The organism is Rhodococcus shunpengi (genome assembly GCF_048381395.1).
Taxonomy (GTDB): domain Bacteria; phylum Actinomycetota; class Actinomycetes; order Mycobacteriales; family Mycobacteriaceae; genus Rhodococcus.
Genome location: NZ_JBLWIU010000005.1, coordinates 79,212 through 93,462 on the forward strand (window position 1 = coordinate 79,212; position 14,251 = coordinate 93,462).

Below are 14,251 nucleotides of genomic sequence, written 5' to 3' on the forward strand. Positions count from 1 at the left end.
ATTCGGGACATTCAGGCTTCGGAGCGTTTGCGCCACTCTCGGGGAGTCATGCCGAAACGGCGGGTGAACCAACGCGAGAACCCGCTCGGGGCCGAGAACGACAACATTTCCGAGATCTCGGCGAAGGTGTGGCGCCCGCTCGTCACCAGCCGCTGGGCGAGTTCGGCCCGGGTGTCGTCGACGACCCGGGTGAAGGTCTGTCCCGATCCGGCCAGGTGCCGGTGAACGGTGCGTCGATCCACACCGAGACTCGCTGCCACCTGGTCGACCGAACAGCGCCCGGTCGGTAACAACAGTTCGACGAGCTCCCGGACCCGCCGCTCGAGCGTGGGGGTCTCGGATGCGGAGAGGTCGTCGAGGACCTGTTGCGAATAACTGCGGAGGACGGGATCGGAGAGGCGATTGGGTAGATCCAGATCGCCGGTGTACACAACGATTCCGGAATAGTTGCCGTCGAAGACGAGGGGAGTGTCGAAGACGCGACGGTGCGTGCTGTCGTCGCCGGGCCGGCCGTGTTCGAAACACACCGACACGGGCCGCCAGCGGTCGCCGAGCAGGTACTGCAGAAGTTGGTGGATGACGGCGACCGCAAGTTCCGTGGCCTGGCGCACGGGCATGGGTTCGCCCGGTTCGACGCGAAGCACGATCGTCGACAGTCCGTCACGCTCGGTGATGTCGATGAACAGCGCCTCGTTGTACGTGTGCTGGAAACGGATCAACATGCGCAGGGCGCTGCGGGCGTTCGGTTCGTCGCGGATGGCCACGCTCAAGGGGCCGAGGGTCGAGAGGCGTCGTCGTTCGGCGAGTCTCAGTGCGAAATCCTGATGGGCGGTGACGGCGGCGGACAGTTCCAGCAAGCGGACGATCGACGCTGCCGGTACCCACCGGTCCTGCAGGTCGAGTCCGGACGGGTCCAGTTCGACGCTGCGCAACAGTTCGATCGGATCGGCCGAGAGCGAGCGGGCCAGTTCGACGAATCCCGTCAGTGTTGCGTAGCGCGCCAAGGGTTTCGGCAGCGTCATCGCGCGTCTCCTGGATCTCTCGGTGATCGGGGAACGGTTGTCCCCGAATGGCAACAAATATGTCCCGTAGGGATAAGTATTTCGGATGCTCGCTCATTAGTGTCGTGTTATCGGCGTCACACCCCCTCCGCGGTAGCAGAACGCCCGACATCCAAGGAGAACACAGATGGCACACGCGATCCGCTTCCACGAGACGGGCGGCCCCGACGTCCTCGAATGGGAAACCGTCGAGGTCGGCGACCCCGGCCCCGACGAAGTGCGGATCCGGCACGAAGCCGTCGGCCTGAACTTCGCGGACACCTACTTCCGTACGGGGTTGTACCCGGCGCCACTGCCGGCGGGAATGGGCGTCGAGGCCGCCGGTGTGATCGAGGCGGTCGGCCCCGGCGTCACCGACTTCCGTGTAGGCGACCGTGTCACCTACACGGGAAGCCCGCTCGGTGCATACAGCACCGAACGAGTGATGGACGCGGCACACCTCATCACACTGCCGGACGCGATTCCCTTCGACACCGCGGCCGCGATGACCATGCGCGGCCTGACCGCGGCGTACCTCCTGCGCCGCATCCACCCACTCGAAGCCGGCGACACGGTCCTACTGCACGCCGCAGCCGGGGGCGTCGGCCTGATCTTCTGCCAATGGGCGAAACGGTTGGGAATCAACGTCATCGGAACCACGTCCACTGACGAGAAGGCGGAGGTCGCTCGGTCCTACGGTTGTGCCGAGGTCATCGTCCACACCCGTGAGGACATCGCAGAACGAGTGCGCGAGCTGACCGACGGAGCGGGTGTGCCGGTCGTGTTCGACAGCGTCGGGGCCTCGACCCATCGTTCCTCGCTCGATTCCCTCGCCCGCCGAGGCCTGCTCGTCGCGTTCGGAACGGCCTCCGGCCCGATCCCACCGATCAGCGCCATGGACCTCGCGGTCAAGGGCTCGCTGTTCGTCACCCGGCCCGCGCTTGCGGACTACATCGCCGATCCGGTCGAGCGAGCCGAACTGGCGAACGAGCTGTTCGCGCAGGTCGCGGCCGGAGACATCGATATCGAGATCAACCAGAGATACGCCCTCGCCGACGCCGAACGAGCACACCGCGACCTCGAAGCCGGCATCAGCGTCGGCTCGTCGGTGTTCTCGCTCTGACCTTCGGCCCGATCCACCCCCTCACGCCCAGGAGACCGTCATGACCACCACCGACCACGCTCATGTCCGGGACGAGGCACGTCGCCGATTCCCAATGGACGCACGACCGCTTACGGGCAGTATCGGCGCAGAACTGCACGGTGTAGACCTCGCCGAGGTGACTCGCGACGACGAACGATTCGCAGAACTGAAGGCGCTGCTGCTCGAACACAAGGTGTTGTTCTTCCGGAACCAGGAGATGAGCAGGGCCGAGCACGTCGCCCTCGCCGAGCGTTTCGGCTCGCTCGAGGACCATCCGGTACTCGGCAGCGATCCGGAACATCCCGGCCTGGTCCGCATCTACAAGGACCTCGACAGCCCACCCGAGGCGTTCGAGAACTCCTACCACTGCGATGCCACCTGGCGGGAGAACCCGCCCATGGGATCGGTGCTCCGATGCGTCGAAGGTCCCGCCGTCGGTGGCGACACGATCTGGGTGAACATGGCACTCGCCTACGAGCAGCTCCCGGGGCACGTGAAGGAACAGATCGCCGGGCTGCGCGCGCGCCACAGCATCGAGGCATCGTTCGGTGCGCGACTGCCGATCGACAAGCGACTCGCGCTGAAGGACCGGTTCCCGGACGCGGAGCACCCCGTCGTGCGCACCCATCCCGAAACGGGCGAGAAGGTCCTGTTCGTCAACAGCTTCACCACACACTTCACGAATTTCCATACGGCCGACAACGTCCGTTGCGGTATCGACTATGCACCCGGGGCGGGCGAGCTGCTCCGGTTCCTGCAGAGCCGGGCGACGATCCCCGAGTACCAGGTCCGGTGGCGATGGACGCCGAACAGCGTGGCGATCTGGGACAACCGGTCCACCCAGCACTACGCGGTCCAGGACTACTGGCCTGCCGTCCGGAGGATGGAGCGCGCCGGAATCGCCGGCGATCGTCCCTTCTGACTCCGAGAACTTCCTTCCCTCATCACGCACGACCCGATCCACAGGAGACCACGATGCACTTCCACGACGATGCCTTGTTCCCCGAATGCCAGGAGAAGCTGGTCATCACCGCCGCCCCGTACGGACCCGAATGGGAACCGGAGGATTTCCCGGAAGACCTGCCGCTGACGATGGACGAGCACGTCCAGCAGGCGGTGGACTGCTACGAGGCCGGAGCCACGGTGCTGCACATCCACGTTCGCGAACTCGACGGCAAGGGCAGCAAGCGACTGTCGAAGTTCAACGAACTGCTCTCCCGCCTGCGCGAAGCGGTGCCGGACATGATCCTGCAGGTCGGAGGATCGATCTCCTTCGCGCCGGAAGGTGAAGGTGCCGAAGCGAAGTGGCTCTCGGATGATGTTCGGCACATGCTCGCCGAACTGGATCCCAAGCCGGACCAGGTGACCATCGCCATCAACACGAGCCAGATGAACATCATGGAGCTCATGACCGCGGACGACATCGCCGGCACCTCGATGGAGCGTCCGGAACTCGCGGTGACCTACCGGGAGATGACCGTGCCCGCCGGGCCGGAATGGGTCGAGGAGCACCTGCGACGCCTGCAGGCCGCCGGCATCCAGCCGCACTTCCAGCTGTCGTCGATCCCGCAGCTCGAGACCGTCGAACGCCTGATTCGACGCGGCATCTACACCGGTCCGCTGAACCTGACCTGGGTGGGGATCGGCGGCGGTTTCGACGGCCCGAACCCGTACAACATCATGAACTTCATCCAGCGTGTCCCGGACGGTGCCTGCCTGACACTCGAAACCCTCATGCGTTCGGTGCTGCCGGTCAACACCATGGCCATCGCCATGGGGCTGCACACCCGCTGCGGCAACGAGGACACTCTCTGGGGGCGCAAGGGCCAGAGGATGACCTCGGTCGAGCAGATCCGGCAACTGGTTCGGCTCGTCGGCGAACTCGGCCGGGAAGTCGCCACCGGTAAGGAAGCCCGCGAGATCTACCGGATCGGCGAAACCTACCGCGACGCCGACGAGACGCTCGCCAAACTCGGCTACGCCCCCAACCGCCGCCCCGGTCAGGTCGGCTTCACCCACCACAGCTGACACCCAGTGGCCCCCCGCTCGGAAATGCACCGCGCCAAGAAAGTTTCGGAGAGATGAACGACGACACCGAACCGACCGTGATCATCGTGCCCGGTCTGCGCGACCACGTCGCCGACCACTGGCAGACACTGCTCGCCGATCGGCTCGACCGGGTCCGCACCGTACCCCCGCTCGACCACGACCGACTGAGCCTGGACGCACGGATCGCCGCGCTCGACGCGGTCGTCGGCGACGTCGACGGTCCGATCGTGCTGGTCGCGCACAGTGCCGGCGTCCTGATCGCCGTGCACTGGGCCCACGCATCGACCAGACCGGTTCTCGGTGCGCTGCTCGCAACACCGGTCGATATCGAAAAGCCGCTCCCCGAAGGGTATCCGACCACGGCCGACCTCGATCGAGGCGGTTGGCTCCCGATACCGCGTCGCCGCCTTCCCTTCCCGAGCATCCTTGCGGCGAGCAGCAACGATCCACTCGCGGACCGGCGCCGGGTCGCAGGATTGGCGGAGGCGTGGGGGAGTCGATTCGTCGACCTCGGTGAGGTCGGGCATCTGAATCCCGCGTCCGGCTTCGGCGACTGGCCCGCCGCCGATCTGTTCCTGCAGGAACTGCTCCAGCGGTCCGGAGCGACAACGCACGAGACCGCCCCCGTCCCGTCCGAATCCTGAAAGCGAACCAACGATGCTCAACCTGTCCGTTCTCCTGGAGGATTCCGCCCGCCGGTATCCCGACCGGGACGCCTTGGTGCTGGGGAACACCCGGATCGGCTACGGCGAACTCGACGCCCGAGCGAACCGGGTGGCCAACCTGTTGATCGCGCGTGGAATCGCGCCGGGCGACACCGTGGCGATGTCGATCCCCAACGTGCCGGAGTTCGTGATCGTCTACTACGGCATCCTCAAGGCCGGCGCCGTCGTGGTGCCGTTGAACATCATGCTCAAGGGACCTGAAATCACCTACCATCTGCAGGATTCCGGCGCCCGGGCGTTCTTCTGCTCCGAAGGTGGACCCGACCTGCCCATCGGTGAATACGGTCGTGCCGGTTTCGCCGCAGCACCGAAGTGTCGCGACATGTTCGTCGTCGGCGGACTCGATGGTGCGGACAGTCTCGATACTGCGCTGGGGGAAGTATCGGATGTCCGCTCGTCGGTGGTACGTGATCCGCAGGACACGGCGGTGATCCTCTACACCAGCGGAACCACAGGAAAACCGAAGGGAGCCTGCCTTTCCCACTCCAACATGGTGACCAACGCACTCACCGCGAACCGCCTGTTCGACAGCACTCCGATGTGCCCCGACACGTACCTGGTGACCCTGCCGCTCTTCCACTCCTTCGGCCAGACCGTGACCATGAACGCGGGACTGTCGGTAGGGGCCACGCTGGTTCTCCTGCCACGTTTCGATGCCCGCACCGCACTGACACTGATGATCGAGGAGGACGTCACCGTCTTCGCCGGGGTCCCGACGATGTACTGGGCTCTGCTCGATGCGGTGGACGAGGCGGTCGACGTGCAACGGATCGCCGCCACGATGCGCCGGGCGATCTCCGGTGGCGCCGCCCTGCCCGTCGAGATCCTCACCCGGTTCTCCGAGCGCTTCGGCGTCCGGATCCTCGAGGGCTACGGGCTGTCCGAGACGTCTCCGCTCGCGTTGTTCAGCGATCCGGAACGCGACCCGCGGCCCGGATCGATCGGAGTCCCGGTGTGGGGAGTCGAGGCCCGCCTCGTCGACGCCGACTGGAACACCGTCACAGCTACCGACACGATCGGGGAACTCGCCCTGCGCGGACACAACGTCATGTCCGGATATCTCGGCCGGCCGGATGCCACCGCCGAAGTGATGCGGGACGGCTGGCTGCGTACCGGCGACCTCGCTCGCAGGGACGCGGACGGTTTCTACTACATCGTCGATCGCGCGAAGGATCTGATCGTGCGCGGAGGCTTCAACGTCTACCCCCGCGAGATCGAGGAAGTACTGATCACCCACGAGGCAGTGTCGCTCGCAGCGGTCGTCGGCGTTCCCCACGAGGTGTACGGCGAGGAGGTCGGCGCCTTCGTCGTCCTCAAGGCAGGGGATCAGATCACGGAAGAGGAATTGATCTCCTGGTGCCGCGATCGGATGGCGGGATACAAGTATCCGCGCTCGATCGAGATCGTCACGACGCTTCCGACGACCGCGACGGGAAAGATCCTGAAGCGCGAACTCGTCACCACGGTACGGACAGGCGCGGTATCGACGGGTACGGTGTCGACGAGTCAGGGTTCGCCGGATGTCGGGTGAGGTTACGTCGGCGCCGCAGGACGTCGTGCGGCCGGAGTCGACGCCGAGGGGTGCGCGTCCCCGCGCGGCTGCCCTCGTCGCGGGTATCGGGGTGTGCGCGGCCGGCGCTGCAATCGCGATCGTGCTCGGCCGACTGCTCCCCGCCGTGAACCCGATGCTGATCTCGATCGTGCTCGGAGCGCTGGTGGCCAATCTGATCCCCGTCCCGGCGTGGATCGGCCCCGGCGTGGACTTCTCGACCAAGCGGCTGCTGCGCCTCGGCATCGCCGTGCTCGGCCTCCAACTGGTCTTCCACGACATCCTCACCCTCGGGTGGGGTGTCATCGCGCTCGTCGTGGTCATCGTCGCGGCCGGGATCACCGGGACGATGTACCTGGGGCGGGTCCTCGAACTTTCGTGGACTCAGCGGGTCCTCATCTCGTGCGGATTCTCGATCTGCGGCGCCGCGGCGGTGGCTGCCGCCGACGGAGTCGTCGACGCAAGGCGCAACGAGGTGATCACCTCGATCGCGTTGGTCGTCGTCTTCGGCACACTGATGATCCCCGGTGTTCCGCTGCTGGTAGGAGTGCTGGGGATGGACGACCGGCAGTCCGGCATCCTCGCCGGCGGGGCGATCCACGAGGTCGCGCAGGTCGTCGCCGCCGGCGGCATGATGGGTGGCGGAGCCCTCGCCGTCGCCACCGTGGTCAAGCTCGCCCGCGTCCTGATGCTGGCCCCGGTGATGGCATATCTGGGCGTGGTCCGTCGACGGCGCGGTCGCGAGGAGGGCGCCCACAAGGACACGATCGGGCGGCAGCCGCCGCTGGTGCCGGTGTTCGTGATCGGATTCCTGGTAGCTGTGGCGGTGCGGTCCTCCGGCGTGCTGCCCGACGTCGTGCTCGAACAGGCCGCGCTCGTGCAGTCGGCGTTGTTGACCACGGCCATGTTCGGCTTGGGCCTCGGGGTTCGTGTGGGACTGCTGCGCTCGATCGGACTACGACCGTTCGTAGTCGCTGCTGCCTCCACGCTGTGGGTGATGCTGATCGCCCTCGTCGGCGCCCTCCTGCTGAGCTGAACGGTCCGCGCCCGGCTTGCCGGCACAGCGGAACGTTCGGTGTCGCAGAGTTCTCTACCGGCAAAACACCTCTCGCCCGCGCACGATCGTGCCAAGCTCGGAAGTGGTGGTCGGTCCTCGACCCGAGAAGTTCGTCCGGCCCGCAAGGTCGGCTGTCCGGGCGCGCAGGAACGATTGCGAGGTCGAGTCGATGGCCGAGGAACACGAATCGCACCGGGGCCCGGTATCCGCCGACTCCCGCTGGTGGGCGTGGACCGCTGTCGTGGTGCTGATCGTCGCGATCGTGCTTCCGGTCGCCGAAGCCGGTCTGCGTGGTGTCCTCGCGCTGCTGCTGGTCGCGGTGGCCGGTGCAGCCCTGGCCGTTGCCGGGGCCTACTGGTTCCTCACCCACCGGGGGGTGGTCCGCGCGGTGGCTCTGACCGTGACCGTCCTCGTGCCGGTGGTCGTGGTGGTCGTCTTCGCACTGTCGGGTCACCTGTGGGTCGCTGTTGTGTCGGTGCTGCTCGTCGCCGTGGCGGTCGCATGCGGACGCCGCGCCCTACGAGGCGATCGCGTGAATCCGCAGCCGGAATTCCCGGCCGTTTCCGTGCACCATCCGTTCTTCGTGATGAATCCACGCTCGGGCGGGGGCAAGGTCGTCCGTTACGACCTGCAGCGCAAGGCCGAGGAACTCGGCGCCGAAGTGGTGTTGCTGAGCGGACCGCAGCAACTCGACGTCACCGAACTGGCGGAGAAGGCCGTCGAACGAGGGGCGGACCTGCTCGGCGTCGCGGGTGGCGACGGAACACAGGCCCTCGTCGCGGCGGTCGCAGCGGAACACCGACTTCCGTTCGTGGTGATCAGCGCCGGAACCCGGAATCATTTCGCTCTCGACCTCGGGCTCGACCGGGAGGATCCCGCTGCGGGTCTGGACGCCCTCCGTGACGGGGTCGAGCTGCGCGTCGATCTCGGCCGGATCAACGAGCGGCCGTTCGTCAACAATGCGTCCTTCGGGGTCTACGCAGAGGTGGTGCGGAGCCCTCAGTACCGTGCCGACAAGACAGCGACGGTGCTGCAGATGCTGCCCGATCTGCTCGGTGAGCAGGGCAGGCCGGGCCTGCGGGCGCACATCGACACCGAGACCGTCGAGGGACCTCAGGCGGTGTTGGTCAGCAACGGTCCGTACGCCTTCGACGACCTGGCAGGAATGGGCCGACGGCCCCGCCTGGACAGCGGCCGGCTCGGTGTCGTCGCGATCTCGGTCTCGAACGCACGCCAGGCGGTCGGCCTGTTCCGTCGCACCCACAACCGAGGCCTGTTGCAGCGCACCGCCACAGAAGTGGTCGTCGATGCGGACGTACCGGAGATTCCGGTCGGAGTCGACGGTGAGTCGGTGATGCTGTCGACACCCGTCCGATGCACGATCTCCACCGGAGCGCTACGAGTTCGTGTTCCCCGCAACCGTCCGGGAGCGCGTGTGCCGCCCCCGCACCTCGATTCCGTTCGGTTGCGGAAGATATTGTGGCCGAATTGAACTCTTCGGATCTCACATTCCGGCGCATCCTACGACTTCAATGGAGGGATGTGCAGATGGATGGCGTACACCGGTGATCCCGTCCTGATGGACGACCTCCTGTTCCGGCCGGTGCACTCCCTGATCGACCAGAGCCTGCATTCCAAGATGGGCGCAACTACCACGAACGGGGACGGCTTCGGCATCGGCTGGTACGGAGAGGGCCCGAGGCCCGCATTGTTCAAGTGCATCGAACCCGCCTGGAACGAGAGCAACCTCCGCGAGCTCGCCACGCAGATCCGTACGCCGTTGATGTTCGCGCATGTCCGCGCCTCGACGGGAACTCCGGTGCAGCGCACCAATTGCCATCCCTTCCGCTACGAGAACAGGTTGTGGATGCACAACGGGGCGGTGCACGGATTCCACCTCATGAAACGGGACCTGGCGATGGCCGTCGATGCGAGCCTCTACGACGCGATCCGGGGGTCGACGGATTCCGAGATGCTGTTCTACCTCGCGCTCACCTTCGGCCTCGCCGACGACCCGTTCACCGGCGTGGCGAAGGCCGTCGGTTTCGTGGAGGATATCGGAGCACGCATGGGCATCGAGAATCCCATGCAGGGAACGATCGCCACCACCGACGGCAGCAGCGTCTGGGTGTTCCGGTATTCGACGGAGCGGAAGACACGCTCGTTGTTCTACTCGGCCGACATCAAGGCGATACGGGCGCAGCATCCCGAAGTGGAAGTGCTGTACCAGCTGGGGGACGACACCCGTTTCGTTGTATCCGAACCCCTCCGCGATCTCGAAGGGGCCTGGCTGGAGGTTCCCGAGTCGAGCGCGGGTGTCGTTCGGGGGAGCGACCAGGAATTCCGGCCGTTCGCGCCGATCTCACCCGTGCGCTCGATGTGATCACGACGAATTCCCCGCTACAGGAGTCACTCCCGCCGAGGGCGGCAACGATCAGGTCGTCGGTTGGTTCCCAGGGTTGCGGGCGGGCCTGATCACCAGTTCCAGAGCGAGCAGTGCCAGTACCGCACCCAGCACGATGAGCGTGACCACGAGTCCGGTGGGATAACGCCAGAACATCACGAGCAGTGCGGCCGCTCCGATGACGACCGATCGGATGGCGATGCGGGCGCGGAAAGCGTTTTCCTCGAAGGGATTCGGAGAACGTGGCTGTCGCAGTCGCTGAACGGCATCGAGGCTGCGGCCGAACCCACGCCGAACGGTCCGGGCGGAGGGCGAGCCACCGGTGAGGTAGGCACCGAGAGCGATCACCAGTCCGAGCACCGCGACCGCCCGAAGGCTGGTCCGCAGCGGCATCAGCACGGCATCGATGATGGCTGCTGCCGCCTCCGGCGAGAGGACGTCGGGCGGGACATCGTCGAGATACAACGACCGGACGATGATGAGCGCGACCGCCAGAACGAACATTCCTACGACCAGTGCGAGGCCGACCAAGGCGAGTGCGCGTAGGCGACGGCCCGGCGGCGCGACGGCGACTGCGCCGGCAGCAGTGGCGAGGGTGATCCAGGGCAGCACATCCGACATGTTGTCGAGAGTGTTCACGGCTCGCTGCGCCCGGACCAGTTCCGGTGATCGGAACAGGACCAACTGCTTGTCGACACTCGGGATCTTCTCCGCGAACGTGAAACCGCGGTCGAGGAGACGGCCCTTCACGTTGTCGATCACCGTGCCGAGCGAAATGCTCACCGTGCCCGAATCGTCGACCGTCACCGACGACGGTCCGACGTTGCCGGTCACCACCGCGACCAATGCGTCGTGGGCGGCGCGGTGGGCCTGGATCCACAGATCCTCGAACTGCTCGCTCTGCACCAGTGACAACACTGTCTCGTTGACGAAGTTCCGCGCCTGTCCGGTGATCACCGGTGCCAGTCCCTCGACGGCGCGGTCGACGCGCGGCGCGTTCTCCGTGGCCGGAACGGCGTCGGTGAGAGCGACCAGAGCGTCGGTCGTCAGACCTTCGACGTCGACGCGTGTGAAGATCTCGTCGGTGACGGAATTCGCGATCTGCGTCTGGATGGCGGGGTTCGAGCCCAGCGGGGCGACGGTTGTCACGTACCGGTCGGTGTCGAGGATCTCGCTGCGCACGAACCGTGCGGTGACCGAGAGGACGGCCAGGACCGCGACCAGCACGGCGAGCAGTGCAACGGCAGCCCAGCGCCAGCCGTGTCTCGCGGGCCGCGGCTCGGGAACGGGCTCCACCCCGACAGCGGCTCGTTCCCGAAGCGCAGCGACTTCTGCACGCAACCGATCGAGTTCGGCGCGCTCGTCGTCGTCCAGTCGGTCGGGTCGGGGACCTTCACCGCCCGTGCCGATGTTTGTGGTCATCCCTGCATCGCCCCCTTTCGGGGCCGGACCCATTATGCGCTGTTGCCGACAACTCCGGTTGGAATTTGGATCCTGTTCCCTTCAGAAGTGGACCTCGAGTGGTCATACTCGACAGCAGGGGATCTGTTGTCGACGACACCGACGGAAGTCCGCTCCCGGCTTCCGCCAACGATCTTTCATCGAAAAGAGGCTTCAGGTGACCGATTCGGATATCGACGAGATGGGCCCGGTCGACTATCTCGTCATCGAATTCCCCGCCGACCGACCACCGAACGGTTCTGCTCTACCGCTGCTGCTCGACCTCGTCGAGCGAGACATCATCCGGGTGCTCGATCTCGCGTTCGTCCGCAAGGACACCGACGGTTCGGTCGCCGGGATCGACATCTCCGAGGTCGGGCTCGAAGGAGAAGTCGACGTGACGTTGTTCGCGGAGGCGTCGTCGGGCCTGCTCGGCGACACCGATTTCGACGAAGCGGGGGCTGCGCTCGAACCCGGCTGCTCGGCGGCCGTGCTCGTCTACGAGAACACCTGGGCTGCTCCGCTGGCGCGGGCACTGCGTCGCAACGGCGCCGAACTCGTCGCGTCCGGGCGTATCCCGGTCCAGAGCATCCTGGCTTCGCTGGAGAAGCTCGACGTCGAAATGTGACTCGAGCGAACGAAATACACGAGGAGATCGACATGCCAGGACTACTCCGCGGGGTGGCTCGCACCGCAGTCGTAGCCGGGACGGCGACGGCCGTCTCCAACCGCGTCTCCCGTCGGCAGGGAGAACGATGGGCATCGCAGGGCCAGGCCGTCTACGGGCGCCCCGCACAGTACGCACCCGAACCCGAACCCATGCCCGCGCCGCCTCCGGGTGGAACGGACCGCATCGCCGCGCTGAAGGATCTCGCAGAATTGAAGGCCCAGGGTGTGCTCACCGAGGCCGAGTTCGAGAGGGAGAAGGCGCGAATTCTCGCATCCTGAGCCCGAGTCCGGTCTCTGCGTCGAGCGGACACGACCGCTCCCACACGGCGGCGACGGGTCGAGGAACGAGCTTCATGAGCGACTGGAGGTGCACGGTACACCGGATCGACGAGCCGACCGACTGCGTGGCGAGGCTGTCGCTGGTACTGGCGGACGACCTCACCTCGACGGAGGTGCAGGACCGCGCTCGTGTGCTGGCCCGTCAGCTCTTCGGGCACGACGTCGACGTCGGGGAGGTCGAGCCGGAATACTGGTCGACCCGTCGGCCGCCGTCGACCTGAGATCGTAACGGTGAAGCACTGTATCTGTTGAGAGAGAGCGTATTCCGGGTGTCTCCGGCCCTATCCTCGCGACATGGTCGTCACTGGGCTCCGGAGGCGGAAGGCGTGGCACTCGAGGTCGCGGGAAGGAACGCGGACGCGACGAGTCCGACGAGCCCGATGCACGCCAGTACGATCATCGCGGCCGCATACGACCGGTCCGGCGTGGCGAGGCCGACGACGAGGACGGTGCCTGCCACGGCGGTGCCCAGGGACGAACCCAGATTGGACACGCACCGCGACAAGCCGGAGATCTCACCCTGCTGTTCCTCCGGGAACGCCGACTGCACGACGTTCACGGACGGAGTGAGCATCGCACCCAGTCCGACGCCGATGAGCAACAGGCCCGGGGCGAACGCCCATGCGCTGGTCCATGCACGGACCAGCAGGAGCAGAACCACGATGCCGCCGAGGGTGACGACGAAGCCGCTCATGATGAGGGCACGCTGTGAATGCCGGGCGGCCAATCGTTCCGCCAGCAATGAGGAACCGAGAATGCCGGCGGTAGCGGCGGTGAAGATGATGCCCGTCTCGATTGCGTTGTAGCCGCGGACCACCTGCAGGAATGCCGAAACGACGAACGCGACGCCCATCAGCAGCAGCCACTGGATGTTCTGGGTGACGAGCGCGAGATTCGATGTGCGATTACGGAACAGGTCGGTCGAGAGGAGTGGCACTCTGCCGGCCCGTTCGAAGCGTCGTACGTGCAGGAAGAATCCGACGACGAGCAGGATTCCGATGCCGATGAGGCCGGCGGACACCGAGAGTGCGTTGTCCGCCTGGAGAATCCCCATGACGATGCAGACGAGACCTGCGGCGGACAGGACGGCGCCGATCCCGTCGAAGGGTGTGGTCGGATCCGGGGGCAGGGGATCCTCGAGTCCTTTGCTCAGAACGACGATGGCGGCGACGATCAGTGCCTGGAAGACGAAGGCGGCCCGCCAGTCGATCGCAGTAGTGATCAATCCACCGATCAGCGGCCCGGCTGCGGCGCCTATCCCACCCATGCCGGTGATCACGCCGAAGGCCCGTGCCCGGGACTTCATATCGGTGAAGAGCATCGTCGTGAGGATGTATACGGGCGGGATGAGCAGTGCGGTGCCGATTCCCTCGAAGATCGAGTTGCCCAGGATCAGGATTCCCAGACCCGGTGCTGCCGCGCTCAGGAGGGCGCCCACGCCGTACAGTACGAGTCCGGCGACGAAACACCGCTTGCGACCCCATCGGTCCGTCAGTTTCCCACCCGGAATCATGAAAGCTGCCATGACCAGAAGGAACACGGTGATCGCGGTCTGCACACCCTGCACCGTGGTGTCCAGGTCGACGCTGATGTCGTTGATCATCACGTTCATGTTCGAACCTGCGAAACTGCAGATGAACTGAGCGAGGGCGAGTGGGAGCAACATTCGCCGAATAGGGGCGGAAGGTTTCGCCACCGGATTCTCGGTCATCTCGTACTTCCCGTCGCGAAGGACGTCGCCGAAACTCTGAACGTCATGATCCACCGCGGTGGTGGACGGTGGCGCAGACGAGTCGAAACCGTGACCTTGACCTGATATCCGAGACCGGAGGAAG

14 protein-coding genes are annotated in these 14,251 nt (G+C 65.9%); 11 read left to right on the forward strand and 3 right to left on the reverse strand.

Annotation, left to right across the window (positions count from 1 at the left end; genetic code table 11):
- Positions 1-11: 11 nt before the first annotated feature.
- Positions 12-1,022 (reverse strand): AraC family transcriptional regulator, encoded by a 1,011-nt coding sequence (locus tag ACNJ7K_RS00555; RefSeq protein WP_487040977.1) that lies wholly within the window; start codon positions 1,020-1,022, stop codon positions 12-14.
- Positions 1,023-1,188: 166 nt separating this feature from the next.
- Between ACNJ7K_RS00555 and ACNJ7K_RS00560 the strand changes: the two genes are divergently transcribed.
- From ACNJ7K_RS00560 to ACNJ7K_RS00595, 8 genes are all read left to right on the forward strand, one after another.
- On the forward strand, positions 1,189-2,163 hold the full coding sequence (locus ACNJ7K_RS00560; RefSeq protein WP_487040978.1) for a quinone oxidoreductase family protein: 975 nt from the start codon (positions 1,189-1,191) through the stop codon (positions 2,161-2,163).
- Positions 2,164-2,257: 94 nt separating this feature from the next.
- A complete protein-coding gene (locus ACNJ7K_RS00565) occupies positions 2,258-3,106 on the forward strand; it encodes a TauD/TfdA dioxygenase family protein (RefSeq protein ID WP_487041008.1) in 849 nt (282 codons plus the stop codon).
- A 53-nt stretch (positions 3,107-3,159) separates the two neighbouring features.
- Complete coding sequence (locus ACNJ7K_RS00570) at positions 3,160-4,212, forward strand: beta-keto acid cleavage family enzyme (protein WP_487040979.1); 1,053 nt, start codon at positions 3,160-3,162, stop codon at positions 4,210-4,212.
- A 53-nt stretch (positions 4,213-4,265) separates the two neighbouring features.
- Positions 4,266-4,877 carry an RBBP9/YdeN family alpha/beta hydrolase gene (locus ACNJ7K_RS00575; protein ID WP_487040980.1) on the forward strand — a complete coding sequence of 204 codons (612 nt, stop codon included), beginning with the start codon at positions 4,266-4,268 and terminating at the stop codon, positions 4,875-4,877.
- A 13-nt stretch (positions 4,878-4,890) separates the two neighbouring features.
- Positions 4,891-6,489: a long-chain-fatty-acid--CoA ligase gene (locus tag ACNJ7K_RS00580; RefSeq protein ID WP_487040981.1), complete on the forward strand. Its 1,599-nt coding sequence runs from the start codon at positions 4,891-4,893 to the stop codon at positions 6,487-6,489.
- On the forward strand, positions 6,479-7,543 hold the full coding sequence (locus tag ACNJ7K_RS00585) for a YeiH family protein (protein ID WP_487040982.1): 1,065 nt from the start codon (positions 6,479-6,481) through the stop codon (positions 7,541-7,543). Before ACNJ7K_RS00580 ends, ACNJ7K_RS00585 begins: the two co-directional genes overlap by 11 nt.
- Before the next feature lie 190 nt (positions 7,544-7,733).
- Entirely contained in the window at positions 7,734-9,056 is a 1,323-nt protein-coding gene (locus ACNJ7K_RS00590; RefSeq protein WP_160873819.1) for a diacylglycerol kinase family protein, read from the forward strand.
- A 60-nt stretch (positions 9,057-9,116) separates the two neighbouring features.
- Positions 9,117-9,947 carry a class II glutamine amidotransferase gene (locus tag ACNJ7K_RS00595; RefSeq protein ID WP_120281602.1) on the forward strand — a complete coding sequence of 277 codons (831 nt, stop codon included), beginning with the start codon at positions 9,117-9,119 and terminating at the stop codon, positions 9,945-9,947.
- A 51-nt stretch (positions 9,948-9,998) separates the two neighbouring features.
- Here ACNJ7K_RS00595 and ACNJ7K_RS00600 read toward each other — a convergent pair whose 3' ends face one another.
- Positions 9,999-11,390, reverse strand: coding sequence for a hypothetical protein (locus tag ACNJ7K_RS00600; RefSeq protein ID WP_487040983.1), 1,392 nt, complete (start codon positions 11,388-11,390; stop codon positions 9,999-10,001).
- Positions 11,391-11,586: 196 nt separating this feature from the next.
- Here ACNJ7K_RS00600 and ACNJ7K_RS00605 point away from each other — a divergent pair, with 196 nt between their 5' ends.
- From ACNJ7K_RS00605 to ACNJ7K_RS00615, 3 genes are all read left to right on the forward strand, one after another.
- The gene (locus tag ACNJ7K_RS00605; RefSeq protein WP_487040984.1) at positions 11,587-12,036 is read left to right on the forward strand and encodes a DUF6325 family protein; all 450 of its coding nucleotides are present in this window, start codon (positions 11,587-11,589) and stop codon (positions 12,034-12,036) included.
- Positions 12,037-12,068: 32 nt separating this feature from the next.
- Positions 12,069-12,356 carry an SHOCT domain-containing protein gene (locus ACNJ7K_RS00610; protein WP_026061819.1) on the forward strand — a complete coding sequence of 96 codons (288 nt, stop codon included), beginning with the start codon at positions 12,069-12,071 and terminating at the stop codon, positions 12,354-12,356.
- A gap of 74 nt (positions 12,357-12,430) precedes the next feature.
- Complete coding sequence (locus ACNJ7K_RS00615; protein ID WP_487040985.1) at positions 12,431-12,637, forward strand: hypothetical protein; 207 nt, start codon at positions 12,431-12,433, stop codon at positions 12,635-12,637.
- 80 nt (positions 12,638-12,717) lie between these two features.
- Here the strand turns inward: ACNJ7K_RS00615 and ACNJ7K_RS00620 are convergent, their stop codons facing one another.
- A complete protein-coding gene (locus tag ACNJ7K_RS00620) occupies positions 12,718-14,127 on the reverse strand; it encodes an MFS transporter (RefSeq protein ID WP_487040986.1) in 1,410 nt (469 codons plus the stop codon).
- Positions 14,128-14,251 lie beyond the last annotated feature (124 nt).

Excerpts from the sequence above, each read along its gene's own strand:
- ACNJ7K_RS00615 (WP_487040985.1), top strand. The coding sequence starts at position 12,431 with ATGAGCGACTGGAGGTGCACGGTACACCGGATCGACGAGCCGACCGAC.
- ACNJ7K_RS00600 (WP_487040983.1), bottom strand. The coding sequence starts at position 11,390 with ATGACCACAAACATCGGCACGGGCGGTGAAGGTCCCCGACCCGACCGA.
- ACNJ7K_RS00570 (WP_487040979.1), top strand. The coding sequence starts at position 3,160 with ATGCACTTCCACGACGATGCCTTGTTCCCCGAATGCCAGGAGAAGCTG.
- ACNJ7K_RS00555 (WP_487040977.1), bottom strand. The coding sequence starts at position 1,022 with ATGACGCTGCCGAAACCCTTGGCGCGCTACGCAACACTGACGGGATTC.
- ACNJ7K_RS00575 (WP_487040980.1), top strand. The coding sequence starts at position 4,266 with ATGAACGACGACACCGAACCGACCGTGATCATCGTGCCCGGTCTGCGC.
- ACNJ7K_RS00560 (WP_487040978.1), top strand. The coding sequence starts at position 1,189 with ATGGCACACGCGATCCGCTTCCACGAGACGGGCGGCCCCGACGTCCTC.
- ACNJ7K_RS00565 (WP_487041008.1), top strand. The coding sequence starts at position 2,258 with ATGGACGCACGACCGCTTACGGGCAGTATCGGCGCAGAACTGCACGGT.
- ACNJ7K_RS00610 (WP_026061819.1), top strand. The coding sequence starts at position 12,069 with ATGCCAGGACTACTCCGCGGGGTGGCTCGCACCGCAGTCGTAGCCGGG.
- ACNJ7K_RS00590 (WP_160873819.1), top strand. The coding sequence starts at position 7,734 with ATGGCCGAGGAACACGAATCGCACCGGGGCCCGGTATCCGCCGACTCC.
- ACNJ7K_RS00580 (WP_487040981.1), top strand. The coding sequence starts at position 4,891 with ATGCTCAACCTGTCCGTTCTCCTGGAGGATTCCGCCCGCCGGTATCCC.
- ACNJ7K_RS00620 (WP_487040986.1), bottom strand. The coding sequence starts at position 14,127 with ATGACCGAGAATCCGGTGGCGAAACCTTCCGCCCCTATTCGGCGAATG.
- ACNJ7K_RS00585 (WP_487040982.1), top strand. The coding sequence starts at position 6,479 with ATGTCGGGTGAGGTTACGTCGGCGCCGCAGGACGTCGTGCGGCCGGAG.
- ACNJ7K_RS00595 (WP_120281602.1), top strand. The coding sequence starts at position 9,117 with ATGGCGTACACCGGTGATCCCGTCCTGATGGACGACCTCCTGTTCCGG.